Here is a 25253-nt window from a genome sequence, read left to right as displayed (position 1 = left end):
ACAGCCGGGCCGAACCGTTCGCCACATGCTTCGGCCCCTGGCAAAACATCACTGCGCCCGGCGACTCGGAATCTAGAATTCCGGGTCGCCGGGCGCAGTGGCCGGGCGAGTGCGGTGCGTGCCGACCCGACGGATGCGGGCCGGTTGAGCTGGGGTTACGCGGCCGAGGCCGCCGGGAATCGGCGCATGGTCGGGCTCACCGTGACCATCAGGGCGATCAGCGCGAACGCTCCCGCGCAGGCGAGCAGCGCCCCCGAACTGCTTCCGGTGGCGGTCACCAGCGCTCCGCCCACCAGGGGCCCCAGCGCACCCGCTCCCCCGCTGCAGAAGCCCGAGAGTCCGCTGAGACGGCCGCGCATCTCGTCGGGGGTGACCATCAACTGGTACGTCATGACCGTGGTGTTGGCCGCCGGGGCCAGCAGGGCGAGCAGGCCGAACAGCAGGCCGAGCGGCACCCCCACGGGCACGAAGGCCATCGCCGCCGTGCCCGCCGCGCCGAGCCAGGAGAACCCGAGGACGAGCACCGGTGCCGGTACGCCCGCGTGGAGCCGGGGCGCGATCATCGCGCCGAGCACCCCGCCCGCCCCGAAGAAGCCCATCATCAGGCCGGTCTCGGCCGCCCCGACGTCGCCCTTGTCGGCGAGGGCCAGGACGACGACGACCAGGGCGCCGAAGACGAAGTTGGTGAGCATCACCCAGAGCAGGGTGGTCCTGATGACCCGCTTGCCGAGCACCCAGCGGAAGCCCTCCGCGGCCTCCGCCCAGGGGCTGCGCCGGGCCTCGGGGGCCGCCTCCGCCGTCACCGGAGCCGCCTCCGCCGGGGCCGCCACCGGCGCCTCCGCCGTCACCTGGGCCGACGCCCGCCGCACGCGCGGCAGCCGCAGCATCAGCAGGGTGACGAAGGAGAGCGCCAGCATCACCGCGTTGGCGAGGAAGGGGTGGGCGGGTTGCAGGGCGAAGAGGAACCCGGCGACCGTGGGGCCGAGCACGGCCGCCACGTACGGCCGGGCGGTGTTGCGCGCCACGGCGAGCGACAGCTGCGAGGCGGGCACCACCTGGGGCAGCGCGGCGTGCTCCGCCGGGTCGAAAGCCGCGACGAAGATCCCTTCGAGGACGACCACCGCCAGCACCAGCGGGAAGCTGTAGTGCCCGAGGAAGAGGGAGGCGACCAGCGCCGCCATGCCCGCGGCGCGGGCTCCCGCGCACACCAGCAGCACCTTGCGCCGGTCCCAGCGGTCGGCTATCACTCCTGCGGGCACGACGGCGGCCATCTGCGCCACCGCCAACGCCGACGAGGCGAGGCCGAGTTCGATGGCGGACCCGGACCGGGCCAGGATCAGCAGCGGCAGGGCGATGGTGAGGATCTCCATCGCGAGCTGGGAGAAGAGCTGTCCTGTCCACAGGATCGTGTAGTTCCGGTTGCGCGAGAGGGGGACCGGCACGACTTCCGCCGTGCCGGTCGTCTCGATGGACGTCATAGTCATCCCGAAGTGCCGTTCTGAGCCGAGGGGTTGGAGGCCGGGGCACGAGGGGCCACGGTGTTGTGGATCATGCCATCCGCCGGAACCCGGCGGGCCAGCCGCCCCGAGAACTGGATGCTGTCGATCCGCCCGGTGTCCGGGTCGGTCAGAAACCGCCCGGCGAAGGTCTCCGGGCCGCCCTCGATGTCGTGCAGGGTGAATTCCAGGCCCTCGCGACAGTTCAGCACGTACGCCGGACGCCCCTCGGAGGCCAGCAGCAGCCGCCCTTCGGGGCCCTGCTGCACGGTGACGTCCGCCGCACCGTTCTCGTACCGGCCCAGACAGTCGTCGGGAGCGGCGGCCTCGGGCGCGGACCGCACTCCGCCGCCCAGGCCCGCGACGGCCGGCAGCCCGCGTCCGGCCAGCCGCTCGCACAGCGCGTTCCACACCTCCTGACCGGTGTTGGCGTTCGTGGTGAGCGCGAGCGCCGTGCCGCCGACCGGGTCGAAGCGCAGGTGGCAGGAGACCCCGTCGAGGGTGCCGTCGTGCCCGTAGAGGTCGCCGCCGTGTGCGGGGTCCGCGTACCGGGCGAGACCGAGTCCCCAGCCGTCCGCCATCCCGAAGGGGCCCACCCGCACCCCGTCGAGCTGGTCGCGGACCATCGTCGCGGCCCCCGACGCGCTGAGCGGGCCGCCGTTCCCGCCGAGGAAGAGCGAGGCGAACACCGTCAGGTCGGCGGCGCTGACGGACAGCGCGCCGTCCGGGTCCTCCACCGGATGCATCAGCTGTTCGCGTACGCCCACGATCCGCTCGCGGCCCTGGCGTACGGTGTGCCCCTCGACGCCGGGACGGTCCGCCGCGGACCGGGGCCCGGTGGCGAACGCCGGTCCGATCCCCAGCGGTTCGAGGAGGACCGCACCGAGCGCCTCGCGCCACTCCATTCCGGTGACGGCCTCGGTCAGGGCTCCGGCCACGACGTAACCGGGGTTGGAGTAAGAGAAGGCCGTGCCCGGCCGGTGGACCAGGTCCCCGGCGGTGGCGTGCGCCTTCACCCAGCGCAGCCGGTTCCCGGCCCGCTCCGCCTCCTCCTCCCCTACGTTCGAGGCCAACCCCGAGGTGTGCGTGAGCAATTGACGGAGCGTCACCACTTTGCCCGCGCCGAACTCGGGAAACTCATCGGCGAGCGGGTCGTCGAGCGCTAGGTCCCCGTCCTCGACGAGGACCATCGCCAGGGCGGCGGTGAACGGCTTGGTGAGGGATCCGACCGGGAAGACCGTGTCACGGGTGACCGTGCCGCCGCCCTCCAGGGACCGCACCCCGTACTCCACGGAGACCGTGCCCGAGGCGGTCCGCAGCGCCAACTGCGCACCGGGCACCCGGTGTTCGGCGCAGAGCTCCGCGAGTACGTCACGCAGTTCACCGGCGGTCACCGGGGCGGAGGCGGGAGCCGCCAGGAGCCCGTTCATCGGCGCGCCGCCAGTGCGACGATCGCCCGCAGCGTGGCCGTGAAGTCCTCCGCCAGCCGCTCCACCGTCTCCCGGTGGTGAATGTTGCGCGAGTAGTACCACGTGAACCCGAACCTTCCTTCGCTCACTGCCCCCACGACGTCGAGGAGGTGCCATGCCAGGTTGTCGGGGCCCTGGTCGGCCCCGAGGGCGGGCCGGAAGGCGTGGTAGAGGGCGTCGCCGCCGCCGCCCGTGCCGATCTGGCCGTGATAGTTGAAGACGACTTGCGCGTCCGTACGGTCCGCGAGGGCACGCCCCGCGCTGTCCGGTCCGCCCAGCGTGCGCAGCGCCCCGTAGCCGAGTCCCTTGCCGGGCACGGCGCGCAGCTGCTTGCGGACTCCGCGCAGCAACTTCGCGAGGTCGTCGGATGCCGCATCGGGCACCTGGAGGGCGACCGGGTAGAGCGTGGTGAACCACCCGACGGTGCGCGAGAGGTCCACGTCGTCGAAGAGGTCCTCGCGGCCGTGCCCCTCGATGTCGATGAGCAGGTCCGTGCGCTGCGCCCACCGGCTCAGCACCAAGGCCAGCGCACCCAGCAGGATGTCGCCGACGCCGACCCGGAACACTCCGGCCGCCTTGCGGAGCAGGACGTCGCTGTCCTCCTCGCCGAGGGAGACCTCGACGGCGGCGCGGGAGGCCACCGTGTTGGGTCCTTCGCCGTCGGTCGGCAGCATGCCGCCGCCCTCGGGCAGGGCGGACCAGTGGTCGACCTCGCCGTCGAGCGCTCCCTCGGCGACGTGGTCGACGAGTGCGTGCGCCCACCGCTGGAAGGAGGTCGTGCGGGCCCCGAGGTCGACGGTGCCGCCCGCCTTGACCTGCTCGTATCCGCGCGCCAGGTCGTCCAGCAGGATCCGCCAGGACACCGCGTCGATGACCAGGTGGTGGACGGTGAGGAACAGCCAGGGCCGCTCGTCCTCGCCGAACGTGAACAGCAGCGCGCGCATGTTCAGCCCGCCGACCGGGTCGAGCCCGGCGTCCGCCTCTCCGGCGAGGGCGTCCATGGCCGCGTGCCGCTCCCCCTCGGGGAGGTGCGCCAGGTCGTGATGTACGAGCGGAGCCGCGACGGAACCGGCGACCCCGACCTCGGCGACGTAGCTGCGCCAGCCGTCCGGACCCTGCTCGAACCGGGTCCGCAGTGCGTCGTGCTGCCGGGGCAGCTCGGCGAGGGCGGCAGTCAGGGCGAAGTCGTCCAACTCGCCCCATTCGACGGCCAGTTCGACGGTCGTGGTCTGGTTGTAGTGGTGCGGCGAGGGGTTGCCCCGGCTCAGGAAGTGGTGCTGGATCGGGGTCAGCGGCACCTCTCCGGTGACCGGGCCCTCCGCCGGGGCGCCCGATGCGGCCTCCTCCCGCACCACGGCGGCGAGCCGGGCGACGGTCGGATGGGTGAACAGGTCCTTCGCGCTCACCCCGAACCCCGCCTGCCGGATGCGGTACACCGCCTGGATGCTGAGGATCGAGTCGCCGCCGAGGTCGAAGAAGTCGTCCTGGACGCCGACGCGTTCGACGCCGAGCACCTCCGCCCAGACCCCGGCGAGCTTCTCCTCGACGGGGGTGCGCGGCGCGAGGTACGTGCCCTCGCCGGTGCGGACGGCCGCGTCCGGGGCGGGCAGCGCCCGGGAGTCCACCTTGCCGTTCGCGGTGAGCGGCAGCGCGTCCAGGACGACGAAGGCGCCGGGCACCATGTAGCCGGGCAGGGCTGCCCTGGCTGCCTCCCGCAGTTCGGCGGGGCTCGCCGTCGTCACGACGTACGCGACGAGCTGCGGTGAACCGGTCAGGTCGTCGCGCACGCCCACATGGGCCTGCGCGACCTGGGCGTGACCGGTCAGCACGGCCTCGATCTCGCCGAGTTCGATGCGGAAGCCGCGGATCTTGACCTGGTGGTCGGCGCGGCCCACGTACTCCATGCCGCCGTCCGCGCGCCTGCGCACCAGGTCGCCGGTGCGGTACATCCGGGTGCCGGGCGGCCCGTACGGGTCGGCCACGAAGCGCTCGGAGGTGAGGCCCGGGCGTCCCAGGTAGCCGCGCGCCAGCCCCTCCCCCGACACGTACAGGTCGCCGGTGACGCCCGCCGGGACGGGCTGGAGCCCGCTGTCCAGGACGAGGGTGCGCAGGTCGGGGATGGGGTCGCCGATCACGCTGCGGCCCGCGTACCGGTCGGCCGCCCGCTCGTCGAGGCCGATGTGCGTCACGTGCACGGTGGTCTCGGTGATCCCGTACATGTTGACGAGCACGGGGGCGTCGTCGGGGTGCCGGGTGTACCAGTCGGACAGCCGGTTCAGGTCGAGCGCCTCGCCGCCGAAGATCACCCGGCGCAGTGCGCCGAGGTCCGGTGCCGGGCGGGAGGTGTCCGCGTGGGCGAGGGCGTCGGCCTGCACCAACTGGTAGAAGGCGGAAGGGGTCTGGTTGAGGATCGTGACGCGTTCGGCGGCCAGGAGTTCCAGGAAGTCCTGCGGCGAGCGGGAGGTGGCGTGGTCGACGACGACCAGCCGTCCGCCGGTGAGCAGCGGCCCCCACAGTTCCCACACGGAGAAGTCGAAGGCGTACGAGTGGAAGAGCGTCCACACGTCGTCCTCGCCGAAGGAGAACCAGTGCTCGGTCTCCGTGAGCAGCCGCTCCACGTTGCGGTGCGGGATGACGACGCCCTTGGGGCGGCCGGTGGAGCCGGAGGTGTAGATGACGTACGCCGGGTGGGAGGGCAGCAGCGGAGCGCGGCGCTCCCCGTCGGTGACGGGTCCGGCTTCCACGGCCGCCAACCGGGCGTCCGTGGCCGGGTCGTCGAGGACGATCAGCGGCACCGACGCCGTGTCCGGCAGGGCGTCCCGTACGGCGCTCCTGGTCACCAGTACCGAAGGACCGGAGTCGCCGAGGATGTAGCCGATCCGGTCGGCCGGGTAGTCGGGGTCGATCGGCACGTACGCGCCACCGGCCTTGAGCACGGCCAGCAGGGCGACGACCAGGTCGGCGCAGCGCGGCAGCGCGACCGCCACCAGGGACTCGGGCCCGACGCCGTGGCCGATCAGGACGCGGGCGAGCCGGTCGGCGCGCCGGTCGAGTTCGGCGTACGTGAGGTGGGTCGCGCCGAAGGTCACGGCGCGGGCGTCGGGCGTACGGGCCGCCTGCGCCGCGAACAGCGCGGGCAGTGTGCCGCCGGGTGCGGCGCTGTCGGCGACCGGGCGGGCGGTCCCGCCGGACTCCAGGGCGGCGCGCCGCTCGGAGTCGTCCAGCAGCGGCAGGGAGCCGGTGCGGGTGGCGGGGGCCTCGACGATGCCGCGCAGCAGGGCCCGCAGGTGGCCTGCCATGCGGACGATGGTGGCGTCGTCGAAGAGGGCGGTGGCGTAGCCGACGGCCGCCGTCAGTCCGTTGTCCCGCTCGTTGAAGTGGAAGCCGAGGTCGTGGCTGACGTCGCCGCTGACCAGGGGGATCTCCTCGACGGCGAGGCCCGGCAGGGCGAAGCCGCCGGAGCGTTCGCGCTCCAGGTTGATCATGACCTCGACGACGGCGTTGCGGCTCGGGTCGCGGTGCGGCCGGACCGCCTCGACCAGTTGGTCGAAGGGCGTGCTCTCGTGGACGAAGGCGTCCAGGAGCGTGGTGCGGGTGTCGCCGAGGAACTCGTCGAAGGGCTGGGCCAGGTCGACGGTCGAGCGCAGCACCACGGTGTTGACGAAGAGTCCGACGAGGGCTTCCGTCTCGTGCCCGGAGCGGCCGGAGGCCGGCGTGCCGACGACGATGTCCTCCTGCCCCGAGTAGCGGGCGAGCAGGACCTGCACGGCCGCCGTGAGCAGCATGAACAGGGTGACGTCGTGGCTGCGCGCCACGGCCCGCAGGCCCTCGGCGAGCTCCGGCTCGACGGTGAAGAGGTGCGCGCCGCCCGAGGAGTCGCGGACCGCCGGGTAGGGCCGGTCGGTGGGCAGTTCGAGCGGGGCCAGGCCCTGGAGGCGGTTGCGCCAGTAGGCGAGGTGGCGGTCGTTGGCGGGGTCGTCGAGGCTCTCGCGCTGCCAGGCGGCGAAGTCCTGGTAGCGGACGGGCAGTTGGTCGAGTTCGGCTTGCCGCCCGGCCAGGTGGGCGGTGTAGCAGGCGGTCAGTTCGTCGGCGAGGACCTGCATGGACCAGCCGTCGGTGGCGATGTGGTGGATGACCAGGACCAGTGTGTGATCGGCGGGCCCGGACCGCAGCAGGGTGGCGCGCAGGACGGGTCCGTTGCCGAGGTCGAAGGGCCGGGCGGCCTCCTCGCTCATCCGGGCGTGCAGCGCCTCCTCGCCGCCGGGGCCGAGGTCGACGACGGCGAGCAGCCCGCTGCGGACCTGCTCGGCGGGCCGTACGACCTGCACGGCCTTGCCCTCGACGGTGGCGTACGTCGTACGCAGCGGCTCGTGACGTTCGACCAGGTCCGCCAGGGCGGCCTCCAGGGCGGGTGCGTCGAGGTCGCCGCGCAGCCGCATCGCGGTGACGAGGTTGTACTCGACGTTGTCGGGCGCGAACTCGTGCAGGAACCAGAGGCGCTGCTGTGCCGAGGACAGCGGAAGCGGTCCTTCCCTGTCCTTCAGGACCGGGCCTGTGGTGCCTTCGGCGTCGGCCTGTCCGGCGGCGGAACGGGGTTCCGCCGCGAGCGCCGCCGCCAGACCCGCCACGGTGGGCGTGTCGAAGAGCTGGCGGGGGGAGATCGCCCGGCCCCACTGCGTACGGATGCGGGAGATGACCCGGATGCTGAGGATGGAGTCGCCGCCCAGGGCGAAGAACCCGTCCTCGACGCCGACCCGTTCCACGCCCAGGACTTCCGCCCAGATCGCGGCGAGGACGCGTTCGGTCTCGTCGCGGGGTGCCGTGTAGCCGTCGTCGTCCGTGGTCTGGATCTCGGGCACCGGCAGGGCGCGGCGGTCGACGGTGCCGCTCGGCTGGAGGGGCAGCGCCGCCAGGAGGACGACGGCGGTGGGGATCGCGGCCTCGGGCAGCAGGGCGGTCAGGAACTCCCGTATCTGGACGGGGTCCGGTTCCGCACCGGGCACCGGCACCGCGTATCCGGCCAGGCGGGGCTGGCCGCCCGCGTCCCGCCAGGTGGTGGCGGCGGCCTCGGCGATCTGCGGGTGGCGGGCCAGCGCGGCCTCGACCTCGCCGAGTTCGACGCGGAAGCCGCGGATCTTCACCTGGTCGTCGACCCGGCCGAGGATCTCGACGTTCCCGTCGGCGCGTCGGCGCGCCCGGTCCCCGGTGCGGTACATGCGGGCGCCGGGGCGCTGGGCGAAGGGGTCGTGCAGGAAGCGCTCGGCGGTGAGGTCGGGGCGGCCGAGGTAGCCGCGCGAGACGCCGTTGCCGCCGATGTAGCACTCGCCCGCCACGCCGATCGGCACCGGGCGCAGTGCGGTGTCCAGGACGTACACGGCGGTGTCGGCGAGCGGGTGTCCCACGGGGGCGTACGGGCTCGTGCCGAGCGGGTCGCGGCCGATCTCGAAGTGCGTGGAGTCGACGGTGGTCTCGGTGGAGCCGTACGCGTTGACGATGACGGTCTCCGGCGGGAACGCCCGCCACACCTCCTCCGCGTGCTGCGCGGACCAGCCCTCGGAGCCGACCATGAGCAGCCGCAGCGCCTCGGGGCGCTGCCCGCGCCAGGTGAACTCGGTGGCCACGGCGAGCGCCAGCGAGGGGACGGTGACCAGCAGCGACGTCTCGTCGCGGAGCATCAGGTCGGCGAGCGCGGCGGGGTCCGTCACGGCGTCCTGCGGGCAGACGGTCATGGTGCCGCCGAAGAGCGCGGCCAGCATGAAGTCGGCGAAGAACAGGTCGACGGAGAGGCTGGAGACGGACAGGACGCGGGGCTTCAGCTCGGTCAGGTCGTGCCGCTGGTCCCAGGCGCGGGCCATGTGGTGGGCGTGCCGGTGCTCGACCATGACGCCCTTGGGGCGGCCGGTGGTGCCCGAGGTGTAGACGACGTACGCGAGGTCCTCGGGGGTCGCGTCGGTGTGCGGCGCGGTGCCGGGGCGGCTCGCGACGGCCTGCGCGTCGCCGTCGAGGCAGACGGTCGCCACGGCGAGGTCCGCGAGGGGCAGGGCCAACGGCTGCCGGGTGACGAGGACGGACGCGCCGGAGTCCTCCAGCATCAGCCGCAGTCGCGGTGCCGGGTACTGCGGGTCGAGCGGGACGAACGCGCCGCCCGCCTTGAGGACGGCCAGCAGGGCGACGACGACCTCGGTGCCGCGTTCGGCGAGCACGCCGACGATGCTGCCGGGGCCCACACCCTGGGCGACGAGGTGGTGGGCCAGCTGGTTGGCCTTGAACTCCAGCTGTGCGTAGGTGAGTTGGCTGGTCGCGTCGACCAGCACCGTGGCCTCGGGGGTGCGCTGGGCCTGCTCGCTGAACAGCTCGTGGACGAGGGCCGGGGGCTGCGCCGGGGTCTCGGTGTCGTTCCACTCGACGAGGAGGGTGTGCGCCTCGGCCTCGGTGAGGACGGGCAGGTCGGTGACGGGGGTGGCGGGGGCCGACTCCAGGACGGGGCCGAGGGCGGCGAGGAGGGTGTCGAGGTGCCCGGCGATGCGCCGGACGGTCTCCTCGTCGAAGAGTTCGGGGTCGTAGCCGACGGCGAGGCTCAGCTCCTCGGCGGCGTACGCGGTGAGGGTGAGCGGATAGTTGGTGTGCTCGTCGCCGAGGTAGGTGCCGACGCTGAGGCCGGAGCGGGCCGCCGCCTCGCTGTCGTACGGGTAGTTCTCGAAGACGACGATGGAGTCGAAGAGCCGGGTCGTGCCCCGGGGGCCGCCCCAGCGCTGGATGTCGGCGAGGGCGGTGTGGTCGAAGGCGCGCGACTCGACGGCCGCCGCCTGGAGGGCGGCGAGCCATTCACCGGTGCCCCGGCCCGGGATGACGGTGTGGCGTACGGGAACGGTGTTGATGAAGAGGCCGACCATGGCCTCCGCACCCGGCAGGTCGGCGGGGCGGCCGGACACGGTCGCGCCGAAGGTGACGTCCTGCTCGCCGCTGTAGCGCGAGAGGAGCAGCGCCCACGCGCCCTGGACGAGGGTGCTGACGGTGAGGCGGGCGCTCCTGGCGCTGTCGTACAGCTCCTGGGAGCGTGCGGGCGAGAGCCGCAGCGGGATCTCGCGGGAGGACCGGGCGTCGTGGGCGCGCACGGGGGCCCGGTCGAAGGGCAGCGGGGTGGGGGCGGTGAACCCGTCGAGCACCGTGCGCCAGTGGTCGGCGGCGGCCTCCTCGTCCTGCGCGCCGAGCCAGGCGATGTAGTCGCGGTAGGGGCGGCGCACGACGGACGGCTGAGCGTCACCGCCGCCGGTGAGCCGTGCGTACGAGGCGAAGACGTCGGCCAGTACGGAGGCGAAGCTCCAACCGTCGAGGAGCAGGTGGTGCGAGGACCAGAAGAGCTGGACGCTGTTCTCGGAGAGCCGTACGACGGTCACCCGCAGCAGCGGTGCGTCGGTCAGCGGGACGGTGTTCTCCTCCCTCTCCTCCCACAGCCGGGCGAGCGCCTTCTCCTGTGCGGCGTCGGAGAGATCGGTGAAGTCCAGCTGCTTCAGGGGTACTTGGGCAACGGCGTGGACCACCTGAAGGGGCTCGGGTACGTCCTCCCAGTGCACGGAGGTGCGCAGGGCGGGCGTCGCGTCCACTGTCCGCTGCCAGGCGGCGGCGAAGGCTGCGGGGTCGCGGACGCCGTCGACGCGGACGCCGAAGTGCCCGGTGTAGGGGTCGCGTCCTTCGGCGGCGAGGGCGGTGAGCGAGTGGAAGAGCATGCCGCTCTGCGCGGGCGACAGGGGGTAGATGTCCTCGATGACAGCACCGGCGGCGAGACGGTCGACGGTGTCCTGGTCGAGGCGGGCGAGCGGGAAGTCCGAGGGGGTGAAGCCGCCGGCCTGGGGCCGGGCGCAGTGCGCGACGATCGCTTCGAGCGCGGCCACGAAGCCGTGGGCGAGGCGCTCGACGGTCTCGGCGCGGTGCACGCCCGTGGCGTACTCCCAGTGGAACTCCAGCCGCCCGTCCCGGACTTCGCCGTTGATCTCCAGGAGGTGACCCCGCTCCTGGCCGGGTGCGCGCTCGGCGCCCCGCACCGGAAGGCTGCCCCGGAGGAGCCCGGAGTCCTGGCTCGGGGCGTCCTGGCGGCCCAGGTAGTTGAAGCTGATCTCGGGCTCGCGGCCCGTGGGCAGCAGCGAGGTGTCCGCCGCGTGCCGCAGCAGGCCGTGGCCGATGCCGCCCGACGGCACGGCGCGCAGCTGCTCCTTGACGCTCTTGAGCACGGTCCCCCAGTCGTCCCCGGCGGGAACGTCGAGGGCGACGGGGTGCACGGAGGTGAACCAGCCGACCGTGCGCGAGAGGTCGACGTCGTCGAAGAGCTCCTCGCGGCCGTGGCTCTCCATGGTGAGGGGCACCGTGGCCGACCCGGTCCAGTCGGAGACGACCCGGCCGAGCGCGCTGAGCAGCACGTCGTTGATGCGGGTGCGGTAGACCGGGGGCACGCTGCGGAGCAGGGCGTCGGTGGTCCGCTCGTCGAGTGCGACGGAGACGGTGCGGGCTGCCGCGACGGTGTTCGCGGCAGGCTGTGCGTCGAGGTCCACGGGCAGCGGGCTCGCCGCGTCGATCGCCCGGTGCACCTGCTGCCAGTGGCCGAGGTCGGCCGCCGGGCCGCCGTCGGCGGTGTACGCCTGGAGCCGCTCGGACCACTCGCGCACCGAGGCGGTACGCGGCCCGAGGACGACGGGCACGCCGTCGGCGGCCTGCCGGTACGCCTGCTCCAGGTCCGGCAGCAGGATGCGCCAGGACACCCCGTCAATGACCAGGTGGTGCGCGGCGAGGTACAGGCGCGGTGCCCGCGCCGGGCCGAGGTCGAAGAACTCGGCGCGCAGCAGGGGCCCTTGGGCCAGGTCGAAGCCGGTCTGCGCGGCGTGGACGGCCGTGTCGACGGCGGCGTCCTGCGCCTGGTGGCCGAGGGCGGTGAGGTCGTGGACGCGCAGGACGTCGTGGTCGGGTGCCGGGGCGTACGTGAGCCGCCAGCCCGTGGCGTCGTCCCGGTGCGCCCGCAGTCGGAGCACGTCGTGCTGGGCGACCAGGGCGGCGAGCGCGGTGCGCAGCGCGCCGAGGTCGGTGTGGGGGTCGAGTTCGAGGAGCGCGGACTGGTTGAAGCTGTCCAGGCTCGCGCCGAGGGTGTCGAAGAACCAGTGGTGGATCGGCAGCAACGGCACCTCGCCGGTTGCCGCAGGCCGCTCGGTGGTCTGCTCCGCCTGCTCCCGCTGGTCCGACTGGGCTGCTTCCAGGGCGAGTTCGGCGATGGTCTGCCGGAGGAAGGTCTGCTTGGCGGTGAGCCGCAGGCCCGCCTCGCGGGCCCGGGAGACGACCTGGAGGCTGAGGATGGAGTCGCCGCCGAGGTCGAAGAAGTTGTCCTCCACGCCGATCTGCTCGATGCCCAGGAGGTCCGACCAGATGCGGGCGAGGGTCTCCTCGGCCGCGTTGCGCGGTGCGGTGCGCGGTCCGGTGGCGGTGGCCTCCGGGTCGGGCTCGGGGAGGGCCTTGCGGTCGACCTTGCCGTTGGCGTTCAGCGGCAGGGCGTCGAGGCTGACGACGAGGGCCGGGACCATGTGCTCGGGCAGCCGCTTGCGGGCGTACTCGCGCAGTTCGGCGGCGTCCGGGGCGTCGTGGCCCGCCGCGGGCACGGTGTACGCGACCAGGCGGCGGGTGCCGCGCAGGTCCTGGCGGACGGCGACGGCGACCGCTCCGAGGCCCTGGTGGCGTCCCAGCACGGCCTCGATCTCGCCGAGTTCGATGCGGAAGCCGCGCAGCTTGACCTGGTCGTCGGTGCGGCCGAGGTACTCGATGAGGCCGTCGGCGCGCCAGACCGCGCGGTCCCCGGCCCGGTACATGCGGGTGCCGGGCGGGCCGTACGGGTCGGCCACGAAGCGTTCGGAGGTCAGGTCCTGGCGGCCGAGGTAGCCGCGGGCGAGGGCCACACCGGAGAGGTAGACCTCACCGGGGACGCCCTGGGCGACGGGGCGCAGCCGGGCGTCGAGGATGCGGACGCGGACACCGGCCAGCGGGCGGCCGATGGTGACGGTGTCGCCGATGGACTCCGGGGTGAGCGGGTCGCTCATGGTGGCGCAGACCGTGGACTCGGTCGGGCCGTAAGCGTTGATCATGCGCCGCCCGGCGGACCAGAGACGGGCCACCTCGGGCGGGCACGCCTCGCCCGCGACGACCAGCGTGAGGTCCTCGGGCACCGCGTCGGGGCTGAGCGCGGGCAGGGCGCTGGGCGGCAGGGTGACGTGGGTGACCCGGTGCTTGGCGAGCGTCTCGACGAGGGGCTCGCCGGGCAGCATGCGGTCCTTCGGCACGACGACGACGGCGGCGCCGCGCAGGAGCGCCATGCCCAGCTCGGAGAAGGCCGCGTCGAAGCCGAGCGAGGCGAACTGGAGGATGCGCGAGCCGGGTCCCGTACCGAAGCGGCGGCCCTGGGCCTCGACGAGGCCGTGCACTCCGGCGTGGGTGACGACGACGCCCTTGGGGCGGCCGGTGGAGCCGGAGGTGTAGATGACGTACGCCGGGTGGGCGGGCAGCAGTGCGGTGGTGCGCTCGGCGTCCGTGACGGGCGCCTGGGACAGGTCGGCCAGGGCGCGCAGCGTCTGCGGGGCGTCCAGGACGAGGCCGTCGGATCCCTGGCCGAGTCCGAGCCGTCCGGCCAGGGCGGCGGTGGCCACCGTCAGGGTGGGCCGGGCGTCCTCGACGATCAGCCGGAGTCTTTCGTCCGGCTGGTCGGGGTCGAGCGGCAGGTAGGCCGCGCCGGTCTTCAGGACGGCGAGGACGGCGACGACCGTCTCGGCGGAGCGGGGCACGGCCACCGCGACGACGTGCTCGGGGCCCGCGCCGTGCGAGATCAGCAGGCGGGCGAGGCGGTTGGAGCGCGCGTCGAGTTCCGCGTAGTCGTACGCGACGGAGTCGGTGACGAGGGCGGGCGCCGAGGGGTGGGCCGAGGCCGACGCGGCGAACAGGTCGGGGACGGTGCGCGGGGTCTGACCCGGGCCGTTCTCGGGCCACCGGGCGTGAACGAGGTCGAGTTCCTGGTCCCCGAGCACGGGCAGTTCGGCGATCGGCGTCGTGGCGCCGGAGGCGGCGACGGCGGCCAGCAGCCGGGACAGGTGCCCGGCCATGCGTGCTGCGCTCTCGGCCGTGAACAGGTCGGTGGTGTAGGTGAGCTGGCCTTCCAGCGCGCCGTCGCGCTCGAAGAAGTCGAAGGCGACGTCCATGCTGGACGTGGACTGCGGGACCTCTACCTCGCTGATCCCGAGTTCCGCCAACTGCCGTGCCGCGCCTGCCTCGTTGTGGAGGTTGACGGCGACCTCGGTGACCGGCGGGCGGCTCGGGTCGCGCTCGGGGCCGAGCGCCTCCACGACGCGCTGGAAGGGGACGTCCTGGTGGGCGAACGCGTCGAGCAGGGTGGCGCGTACGGCAGCGAGCTGCGTCGCGAACGGCGCGTCCTCGTCGACCTGGTTGCGCAGTACCAGGGTGTTCACGAAGAAGCCGACGAGGCGTTCGGCCTCGACGGGGCCACGGCCGGACACGGCCGTCGCGACCGCGATGTCCTGGCGGCCCGTCCACCGGGACAGGAGCACCTGGACGGCGGTGGCGAGCGTCATGAAGAGCGTGGCGCTGCCGGAGCGGCTCAGCTCCTTCAGGCGGCGGGTGACCTGCTCGGGCACCTCGAAGGTGTGCACGGCGCCTTCACCGGTGCGGACCGGCGGGCGGAGGTGGTCGGTGGTCAGGTCGAGCGGTTCGAAACCGGCCAGGCGCTCCCGCCAGAAGGCGAGCTGGCGGGGGATCTCGCGGTCGGTGGGGTCCTCCAGCCGCTTGTTCTGCCAGTCGGCGATGTCGGCGTACCCGACGGCGAGGGGCGGCAGTTCGCTGGAGGCGCCGCCGGACTCGGCCTCGTACAGGCTGGTGAGGTCGTCGACGACGATCCCGAGCGACCAGCCGTCGGTGACGATGTGGTGCATGCCCAGCAGGAGTACGTGCTCCTGCGCTGCGAGGCGCAGCAGGCGGGCCCGGAAGACGGGCCCGTTCCGCAGGTCGAAGGGGCGCCGGGTCTCGGCTTCCATCGCCCGCAGCAGGGCGTCCTCGCGCTCCGCCGCCGATCCGCCGGACAGGTCGTCGACCGGCATCGCCGTCGCCGTCGGGGCGTGGACGAGCTGGCCGCCCACGCCGTCGACGGAGGTGAAGGTGGTGCGCAGCGACTCGTGGCGCTCCACGAGCCGCCGCAGGGCGCGCGCCAGGGCGTGGGTGTCGAGTGTGCCGGTCAGGCGCAGGGCGCGCAGGGTGTTGTACTCGACGCTCCCGGGGTCGACCTCGTGCAGGTACCAGAGGCGCTGCTGGGCCGAGGACAGCGGCAGCGGCCCTTCGCGGTCCCGGTCGATCCTGGGGATCGCCCCGGCGCCGGCCGGTCCTGCGGCGGGGGCCGCCAGACCCGCGAGGCGGCGGCGCAGCTCCTCCTGGAGCCGCTCGGGCAGGGCGGCCATGCGGTCGGCGGCGGAGGCGGGTGCCCCGGCCTCGGGCATCGTCGACGGCGTGTGCATGTTCTCCCCTGTTGTCGTAGTCGTGGTCGACGGCGTTTCCACGTGTTCCCCCGTGGTCATGAGTGGGCTCCCGGTGCGTCGCCGGTGACACCGGCGGTCAGTGCGACGTCCTGTTCCAGGGCCGCGAGGATCTTGTTCTGGAGGTGCACCGCGAGCGCGGCGACCGTGGGTGTGTCGAAGAAGTCGCGCGGCGAGACGTCCACGCCGAAGGCGAGGCCGAGCCGCGACATGAGGCGCAGGCTGGCGATGGAGTCGCCGCCCAGGTCGAAGAAGCTGTCCTCGACGCCGATCCGGCCCGCGGGCAGGACCTGCGCCCAGATGTCGACGAGCGCCTGTTCGGTGGGGTCGCGCGGGGCGACGTACTCGGTGGCGACGGTGTCCGCGCGCCCGGGTGCGGGCAGTGCCTTGCGGTCGACCTTGCCGCTCGCCCCGGTCGGCAGCCGGTCCAGGACCAGGAAGGCCGAGGGGACCATGTACGCGGGCAGGTCGGCGGCGAGGGCCGCGCGCAGTGCGGCGGGGTCGGGCGCGGGGTGTCCCGGCGGCGGTACGACGTAGCCGACGAGCCGCTTGACGCCGGTGTCCTCGGTGCGTGCGGTGACGACGGCGTCGGCGACGGAGTCCAGCCTCAGCAGCGCGTTCTCCACCTCGCCGAGTTCGACCCGGTAGCCCCGGATCTTGACCTGGTGGTCGACGCGTCCGGCGAATTCGAGGAGCCCCTGCGCGGTCCAGCGGACCATGTCGCCCGAGCGGTACAGGCGCGATCCCGGCGGGCCGAACGGGTCGGCGACGAAGCGGTCCGAGGTCAGGTCGGGCCTGCCGAGGTAGCCCCGGCCTACGCCGACGCCGCCGATGTACAGCTCGCCCGTGACCCCGGCGGGGACCGGGGCGAGCCGGTCGTCCAGGACGTACCCGCGCGAACCTCCGACGGGCGGGCCCAGCGGTACGGAGCGCGGCACGTTGAGGTGCCCCACGTGGTGGAAGGCGGCGGCGACGCTGATTTCCGTCGGCCCGTACGCGTTGATCAGGATGCGGTCCTTCGACCACTGCTGGGCGGTCTCCGGCGGCAGTACGTCACCGGCCGAGCCGACGACCGCGAGGCCGGGGAAGGCGTCGGGGTCGAGGGCGAGCAGTACGGCGGGCGGCACCATCATCGTGGTGACCCGGTCGTCCCTGAGGTGTCCGGCGAGCACGGACGGGTTGCGCTGGGCGTCGGGCCCGGGGATGACGAGGGTGGCTCCGGCGGTGAGGGCCATGAAGACCTCCATGACGCCGCCGTCGAAGCTCATCGTGTAGAACTGCAACACCCTGCTGTCGGGGTCGATGCGGAAGGCGCGGCTGGACCGCTGGGCGATGTTCGTCAGGCCCCGGTGCTCGATCATGACGCCCTTGGGGCGGCCGGTGGAGCCCGACGTGTACATCACGTACGCGAGGTCGTCGAGGGAGCCGTGCCCGTCCCTCGGCGCGGTCGCCGGTTCGCGCCCGATCGCCTCCCGGTCACTGTCCAGGAGGACGAGGGCTGCCCCCCGCCCCCGGAACCGGTCCGCCAAGTGGGCCTGGGTGACCAGGACGTGGGGCCGGGTGTCCTGGAGCATCATCGCGAGCCGGTCCTCGGGGAAGGCCGGGTCGAGCGGCAGGTAGGTGCCGCCCGCCTTGAGGATGCCGAGGATGCCGACCAGCCCTTCGATGCCGCGTTCGGCGGCCAGGCCGACCACGGTCTCACGGCCCACGCCACGCGCCACCAGGTGGTGGGCGAGCTGGTTGGCCCGCCGGTCGAGGGCGCCGTACGTGAGCGAGTCCGCGCCGCGTACGACGGCGAGCGCGTCGGGCGTGCGCCGGGCGAAGCCCGCGATGAGCTCCTCGACGCGGCGGGGCGAGACGGGGTCGCCGCTGCCCTCGGCCCAGACCTTGACCAGCTTGCGGTACTCGGCCTCCCCGGTGAGCGGGAGGTCGCCGACGGGCTTGTCGGGGGTGGTGGTGAACGCTTCGAGGAGCATGTGGAGGTGGCCGCTCATGCGCTCGACCGTCGCCGCGTCGAACAGCCCGGTGTCGTAGTGCAGGACGAGCGAGAGCCGGTCCTCGGCGTAGACGATGGCGTTGAGCGGGTAGTTGGTGCTGTTGCTGGCGGTGACGTCGACGACGCGGGGTCCGGCCTCGGAGAGCCGGTCCACCGGGTAGTTCTCGAAGACGACGACGCTGTCGAAGAGTTCGGCCCGGCCCGGCGCGTCCGCGCCGCGCATCCGGCTCAACGGGACCTGCTCGTGCTGGCGGTCGTCGGCCTGCTGGGCCTGGAGGTCGCGCAGCCAGTCGGCGAAGGCCCGGTCGGGGTCCACGTCGACGCGTACGGGCAGGGTGTTGATGAAGAGGCCGACCATCGATTCGGCGCCTTCGAGTTCGGCCGGGCGTCCGGCCACCGTCGCGCCGAAGACCACGTCGCGCTCCCCGCTGTAGCGGGCGAGCAGCAGCGCCCACACCCCCTGGATGAGGGTGTTGACGGTGACGCGGGCCTGGCGGGCGGAGTCGTAGAGGCGTGCGGTCGCGCTCTGCGGCAGGCGCAGCAGCACCTCGGCGGAGGTCTCGTGGGTGGAGACCGGGAGCAGTCCGTCGGCCGCGACGGGGCGGTCGTACGGAAGGGGGGTGCGGGCCTCGCGCCCGGCCAGCCGGTGCTGCCAGTAGCTCTCGGCGGCGGTGGTGTCCTGCCCGTTCAGCCAGCGTACGAAGTCTCCGTAGGGACGGCGGGCCTCACACAACGCCGGTGTCCCGCCGGTGAGTTCGGCGTAGTGACCGAGTACGTCGGTCAGGACCCGCATGACGCTCCAGCCGTCCAGCAGGGCGTGGTGGAAGGTCCAGGTCATCCGGACCCGGTCCCCGCCCAGGCGGGCGACGGCGATGCGGGTCAGCGGCGGGGTAGCGAAGTCGATGCCGCGCTCCCGGTCGGCCGCGAGGTACTTCTCCTGCGCGGCCTGCTGTCCCCTCGCGTCGAGTGCGCTCCAGTCGAGGTGGGTGACGGGGACGGTGGCCGTGTGGTGCACGACCTGGACCGGCTCGGGCAGCCCGTCCCAGCGGACGGTGGTGCGCAGGACGGGGGTCTGGTCGGCGGCCGACTGCCAGGCCCGGGTGAGGAGTTCGGGGCGCTCGACGCCATCGAGCAGGAAGGAGATCTGCTCCAGGTAGACGGCGCGGCCGGTGTCCATGAGGTTGTGGAAGAGCATGCCGCTCTGCATGGCGGTCAGCGGGTAGACGTCCGCCACCGACCTGCCGTCGCCGACGAGGCGGTCCAGGCTCGGCTGGTCGAGGCCGCTGGCGGGGAAGTCCGACGGGACGCGCCCGCCGGAGCCCGGTTGGGCGCAGTGCTCGACGATCCCGCCGAGGTGGGCGGCGAAGCTGTCCGCCAGGGCCTCGACGGTGCTCGCTTCGTACCGGTTCGCCGCGTACGACCAGGTGAACTCCAGCTCACCGCCGCTGACGTGGCCGACGACGTCGAGGTCGTGCAGCCGGAGGTCCGAGGCGGTCTCGGCGAGGCCGATCGGGGAGACGGACCGGTACAGGCCCTGCTCCTGCGCCCGGACCAGGCCGTCGAACTGGCCGAGGTAGTTGAAGGCGATCTGCGGCCTGGCGTCCCCGGCGAGGGCGACGTCGGAGCGGCCGAGGTAGCGCAGGGCGCCGTAGCCGACGCCCTTGCCGGGCACCTGGCGCAGCTGGGTCTTGACGGACTTCAGGGTGCTGCCCCAGTCGGGCCGCTCCCCCGCCGCCACGCCGCCGACGGTGAGGGCGACGGGGAAGTAGGAGGTGAACCAGCCGACGGTACGGGTGAGGTCGAGGTCCGCGAAGAGCTCCTCGCGCCCGTGGCCCTCCACGGCGAGCAGGGTGCGCTCCTGGCCGGTCCAGCCGGTGATCGCGTGGGCGAGCGCGGCGAGCAGGACGTCGTTGATCTCGGTGAGGTAGGCGCCGGGCACGTCGCGCAGCAGTGCGCGGGTGGTGCCGGCGTCGAGCCGCACGGTGACCTGCCGGGTGTCGCCGACCGTTCCGGGCTCGTCGGTGCGCGCGGGAAGGGCCGGTGCACCGCCGTCGGACACGGCGCTCCAGTGCGCCGACTCCGCCTGGAATCCGCCCTCCTGTACGTGGCCGTGGAGCCGGTGGGACCAGTCGGCGAAGGTGCTGGACTGCGGCCCGAGGTCGATGTCCACGCCGGCCAGGGTCTGCCGGTAGGCCGTCTCCAGGTCTTCGAGGAGGACGCGCCAGGAGACGCCGTCCACAATCAAGTGGTGTGCGGAGAGGTGCAGTTGGCCCCCCGCCAGGAGCGCCCGGAAGAGCGGGCCCTCGTGCAGGTCCATCGCGGAGACCACCCAGGCGAGCGCCTCCGGGGCGGCCGTACTGTCCGCCCGTACGGAACGGAAGGTCTCGCCGCTCTCCCGCACTGCGACGTGCTGGGTCCAGCCGTCGGCGGTCGGGGTGAACCGGCTGCGCAGCGCCGGGTGGTGCTGGATCAGCGCGGTCAGCGCGGTGCGCAGGGCGTCCGCGTCGACGCCGCCGGACAGCTCGGCGGTGACGGTCTGGTGGAAGACCGACGAGGTGTCCCGCCGCTCGAAGAACCAGTGCTGGATCGGGGTGAGCGGGGCGGGAACGTCCGGGCGGACGCCGCTTTCCCGCCGTTCGGCGGTCCGTGCGACGTACGGCGCGAGGGCCGCGATGTTCTGGCTGCGGAACAGGTCCTTGGAGGTGAGGGCGAGTCCGGCGCGGCGGGCGCGGGCGACCAGGGTGAGGCTGAGGATCGAGTCGCCGCCGAGGTCGAAGAAGTTGTCGTCGACGCCGACGCGCTCGCGGCCCAGGACGTCGGCCCAGAGCGCGGCGAGCGTGCGCTCGGTGTCGGTGGCGGGCGCCCGGTAGGGGGTCGTGGCGGATTCCGTCGTCTCGGGCAGGGGCAGGTTGCGCCGGTCGATCTTGCCGTTCGGGGTGAGCGGCATCCGGTCGAGCACCAGGAACGCGGACGGCACCATGGCGGCGGGCAGCTGCCCGGACAGGTGCGCGGTCAGTTCCGCGGCCGACGGGGCGGTGCCCTTCTCGGCGACGACGTACGCGACCAACTGCCGTGTTCCGGCGCGCAGTTCGGGGGCGGCGACCACGACTTCGGCGATGTCGTCGCGGGCGGCGAGGACGCTCTCGATCTCGCCGAGCTCGATGCGGATGCCTCGGATCTTGACCTGGTTGTCGATGCGGCCGAGGAAGTCCAGGGTGCCGTCGGTGCGCAGCCGTACGAGGTCGCCGGTGCGGTACATCCGTGCGCCAGGCTCCCCGAAGGGGCAGGCCACGAAGCGCTCCGCCGTCAGGTCGGGGCGGCCGTGGTAGCCCAGGGCGAGCCCGAGTCCGGCCAGGTGCAGTTCGCCGGGCACGCCGACGGGGACCGGGTTGCCGCGCCCGTCCAGGACGTACGCCGCGAGGTTGTCGACGGGGCCGCCGATCGACGGGAGTCCGGCGTCGGCGCTGCCGCGCTCGGGGGCGACGACGGCGGTCGTGGCGAGCACGGTCGCCTCGGACGGGCCGTAGCCGTTGACCATGGTGAACGGCTGGCCCTGCTGCGGCCTGCGGCGCAGCACGTCGCCCGCGACCACCATGAGGCGCAGCCGGGTCGCGGTCAGGGCCGGTTCGTCCAGGACGGATTCGACGCGCGGGGTGGGCAGGAAGGTGACGGTGGTGCCCTTGGCGGTGAACCAGTCGACCAGTGCGGTCGGGTCGTCGAGGGTGTCCTGCGAGGGCTGGTCGAGGCGTCCGCCGACGCAGAGGAAGGGCCAGAGTTCGGCGATGGCGACGTCGAAGCCGATGCCCACGACGGAGGCGGACCGGTCGTCGGCGCTGATGCCGTAGCTGCGGATCTGCCAGGCGCAGTAGTCCACGAGGGCGCGGTGCTGGATGACGACGCCCTTGGGGACGCCGGTGGAGCCCGAGGTGTAGACGAAGTACGCCGGGTCGTCGAGGTCGACGTCCGGGTGCGGGGCGTCGGCGTCGTACGTCGCGATGTCGGCCCACGCCTCCGCCAGGTCGATCACCTGGACACAGTCCGGCATCTCCTCGGTGGCGCGCCCGGTCGTGGTGAGCAGGACGGGGGTGCCGGTCTCGGCGACGATGTGCCGCAGCCGGGCGGCCGGGATGTCCGGGGCGGTGGGCACGTACGCCCCGCCCGCCTTGAGCGCGCCGAGCATCGCGACGAGGAGTTCCGGCTCGCGCCCCAGGCACAGGACGACCGGGACGTCGCGGCCCACGCCTCGTGCGGCCAGGTAGTGGGCCAACTTGCTGGAGTACTCGTCGAGTTGGGCGTACGTGAGACGGTCGCGGTCGCTGGCGACGGCGACGGCGTCCGGGGTGCGGCGCGCCTGGTCGGCGAACTGCTGGTGGACGGCGCGGGTGGTGGGCAGCGGGGTGGTGGTGTCGTTCCACTCCTGGAGGGTGCGGGTCCGCTCCTCGGCGTCGAGCAGGGCCAGGTCGCCGACCGCGCGGCCGGGGCCCGCCGCCATCTCCATGACGAGGGTGCGCAGGTGGCCGCCGAGGCGGGCCACCGTCGACTCGTCGAAGAGGGCGGTGTCGTACTCGACCATGACGTCGAGCGCACCCGCACGCTCGGTGAATTCCAGGGTGAGGTCGAAGATGGACGCGGTGCGCGGCAGCGGGGCCCGCTCGGTGCGCAGCCCGCCGAACTCGTCGGCGGCGGCGGGGGCGTTCTGGAGCAGGACCATGGCCTGCACCAGCGGGGTGCGGCTGGCGTCGCGCTGCGGGGCGAGCTTCTCGACCAGCCGGTCGAAGGGCACGTCACGGTGGGCGAACGCGCCCAGGACGCTTTCGCGGACCCGGCCGAGGAGGTCGGTGACGGGCAGTGCCGCGTCGACCTCGGTGCGCAGGACGAGGGTGTTGATGAAGGAACCGGCGAGCGGCTCCAGGTCCGGGTGGTCGCGGCCGGAGACGGCGGTGCCGACGGCGATGTCCTGCTGGCCGCTGTAGCGGGACAGCAGGAGCTGGGACGCGGCGACCAGAGCCATGAAGAGGGTGACGCCGTTCGCCGCCGCCAGCTCGCGCAGGCCGTCGGTGGAGCGGCGGTCGAGGGAGAAGCGCAGGGCGGAGCCCGCGCCGCTGCGGACGGCCGGGCGGGGCCGGTCGGTGGGCAGGTCGAGCGGCAGCAGGCCGTCCAACGCGGTCTGCCAGTAGTCGAGTTGAGGGGCGAGACGGGTGGTGTCGTACGTCTCGCGCTGCCAGCGGGCGTAGTCGGCGTACCGGACGGGGAGCGGGGCCAGTGCGGCGTCGGTCCTGCGCACGGCGGCGCTGTAGAGGGCGCCGAGTTCGTCGAGGAGGACGCCGGTGGTCCAGCCGTCGGTGGCGATGTGGTGCACGCCGAGGACCAGGAGGTGGTCGGCCTCGCCCTGTCGCAGCAGGAGGGCCCGCAGGAGCGGGCCGTGCGCCAGGTCGAACGGCTTGCCCGCCTCCTCGCGCAGCACGCGCTCGCGGGCGGCGGCGAGGTCCTGGCCCGGCAGGTCGACGAAGGTCAGCTCGACCCCCGCGTCCGGGGCCGGGAGGACCAGGGCGACGGGGCCCTGCGGGGTGGCGCGGTAGACGGTGCGCAGGGGTTCGTGGCGCTCGGTCAGGGCGTGCAGGGCGTCGCGCAGGGCGGTGACGTCCAGGCCGCCCTGGAGGCGGAGCGCGGTGTGGACGTTGTACTCGGTCTCGGTCGGGTCGGCCTCGTGGTGGATCCAGAACCGCTGCTCGGTGAAGGAGAGCGGGGTGGGGCCTGCGTCGGGTGCCGTGGCGGCGATGCCGCCCGTGGCGGCTCCGGCCGGCCGGTCCGCGAATTCGGTACGGGCCGCGAGCTGCGCGACGGTGGGGCTCTCGAAGAGGGCACGGGGGCCGAGTTCGGCTCCGGTGGCGGCGCTGACGCGGGTCAGGACGCGGACGGCGGAGAGGGAGTCGCCGCCGAGGGCGAAGAAGTCGTCGCTGACGCCGATCTCGCCGAGGCCCAGCACTTCGTCCCAGATGCGGACGAGGCGCTCCTCCAACTCGTTGCGCGGGAGGACGAGTTCGGCGTCGACGCTGTCGGCCCGGGTGGGGGCGGGCAGGGCCCTGCGGTCGAGCTTGCCGTTGGTGGTCAGGGGGAACTCGTCGAGCACCGGGAAGGCGGCGGGAACCATGTACGAGGGCAGTCGGCCGGCGAGCAGGGCGCGCAGCCGGGACGGCGACGGGACCTCGCCCCTGCCCTCGCCCTCGCCCGACGGCAGCAGGTAGGCGACGAGACGGCGTTCGTCCCCGAGGTCGTCGCGGACGACGACGGCCGCCTGCTCGATGGACGGCTCGCGGGTCAACGCGGCCTCGATCTCGCCGAGTTCGATGCGGAAGCCGCGGATCTTGACCTGGTCGTCGACGCGCCGCAGGTACTCCAGGCCGCCCTTGCCGTCGGCGGCCAGGCGCACCAGGTCGCCGGAGCGGTACATCCGCGCCCCGCTGCCGCCGAAGGGGGAGGCCACGAAGCGCTCCGCCGTCAGAGCGGGGCGGTTGGCGTAGTTGCGGGCGAGGCCGGGCCCGCTGACGTACAGCTCGCCCTGCTCGCCGGGCGCGACGGGGCGCAGGCCCTCGTCGAGGACGTGCAGGCCGAGGTCGGGGATCGGCTCGCCGATCTCGCTGCCCTGTGCCTGCGCGGCGGACTCCCGGGTGAGGGCGAGGTAGGAGGCATGCACGGTGGTCTCGGTGATGCCGTACATGTTGACGAGGACGGGGGCGTCGTCGGTGTGGCGCTCGTACCAGTCGGCGAGCCTGCCGAGGTCGAGGGCCTCGCCCGCGAAGACGATGCGGCGCAGGTTCAGCTGCTGTCCGAGCTCCGGGTTCTCGCGGTCGGCGGCCATCAACTGGTAAAAGGCGGAGGGGGTTTGATTGAGGACAGTGACCTGCTCGTCGACCAGCAGCCGCAGGAAGTCCTGCGGGGAGCGGGTGGTCGCCTGCGGGACGACGACGAGCTTGCCGCCGTACAGCAGCGAGCCCCACAGCTCCCACACGGAAACGTCGAAGGCGAACGAGTGGAACAGCGGCCAGACGTCCGCCGTGCCGAAGTCGTACCAGTGGGCGGTGGAGGTCAGCAGCCGGACGGCGTTGCTGTGCGGCACGACGACGCCCTTGGGGCGGCCGGTGGAGCCGGAGGTGTAGATGACGTAGGCGGGGTTGCGCTCGGAGCGGAGCGGGCCGCGCGGTGCGGACGGGCAGCCGTGCTCCTCCGCGAACACGGCCTCGTCGAGGGCCGCTTCGTCGGTCAGGGCCCGGTCGATCAGTGCGTCGGTGGCCGGGTCGTCGAGGACGAGCACCGGGGTACCGGCCGCCTGGGAGGGCAGCCGGTCCAGCCGGTCGGCGACGTCGGCCTCGGTGAGGACGAGCACCGGACGGGAGTCCTCCAGTACGTGGCCGATGCGCTCCGCCGGGTACTCCGGGTCGATCGGTACGTACCCGGCCCCCGACTTGAGGACGGCGAGCACGGCCACGACCAGCTGCTCGGTGCGCGGCAGCACCAGTGCCACGAGCTGTTCGGGGCCCGCGCCGCGCGCCACCAGCAGCCGCGACAGCCGGGTGGCCGCCGCGTCGAGCTGTGCGTAGGTCAGCGTGCGCTCCCGGAAGGCCACCGCGATCGCGTCCGGCGTCCTGGCGGCCTGCTCCGCGAACAGCCCGTCCAGCATCCTGTCTTCCCCTTCGTACATGGACATTTCTCCTCGACCCGTTCCCACCGT

Annotated in this window: 4 protein-coding genes; all 4 read right to left on the bottom strand. The window is 73.4% G+C overall.

Annotated elements, in window-relative coordinates; all coding sequences use genetic code 11:
* Nucleotides 1–155: 155 nt before the first annotated feature.
* From OG897_RS36755 to OG897_RS36740, 4 genes are read right to left on the bottom strand one after another with little or no spacing between them, the layout of a single operon-like run.
* The gene (locus tag OG897_RS36755; protein ID WP_266664075.1) at nt 156–1484 is read right to left on the bottom strand and encodes an MFS transporter; all 1329 of its coding nucleotides are present in this window, start codon (nt 1482–1484) and stop codon (nt 156–158) included.
* Nucleotides 1481–2926, bottom strand: a complete 1446-nt coding sequence (locus tag OG897_RS36750; protein ID WP_266664073.1) for a serine hydrolase — start codon at nt 2924–2926, stop codon at nt 1481–1483. Before OG897_RS36750 ends, OG897_RS36755 begins: the two co-directional genes overlap by 4 nt.
* Nucleotides 2923–15570 (bottom strand): non-ribosomal peptide synthetase, encoded by a 12648-nt coding sequence (locus OG897_RS36745; RefSeq protein WP_266664071.1) that lies wholly within the window; start codon nt 15568–15570, stop codon nt 2923–2925. Before OG897_RS36745 ends, OG897_RS36750 begins: the two co-directional genes overlap by 4 nt.
* On the bottom strand, nt 15567–25223 hold the full coding sequence (locus OG897_RS36740; RefSeq protein WP_266664069.1) for a non-ribosomal peptide synthetase: 9657 nt from the start codon (nt 25221–25223) through the stop codon (nt 15567–15569). The genes OG897_RS36745 and OG897_RS36740 overlap by 4 nt, the downstream gene beginning before the upstream one ends.
* Nucleotides 25224–25253: the final 30 nt, after the last annotated feature.

The sequence above is a fragment of the Streptomyces sp. NBC_00237 genome, assembly GCF_026342435.1.
Lineage (GTDB): Bacteria > Actinomycetota > Actinomycetes > Streptomycetales > Streptomycetaceae > Streptomyces.
This window is presented reverse-complemented; position numbering and strand designations above follow the sequence as displayed.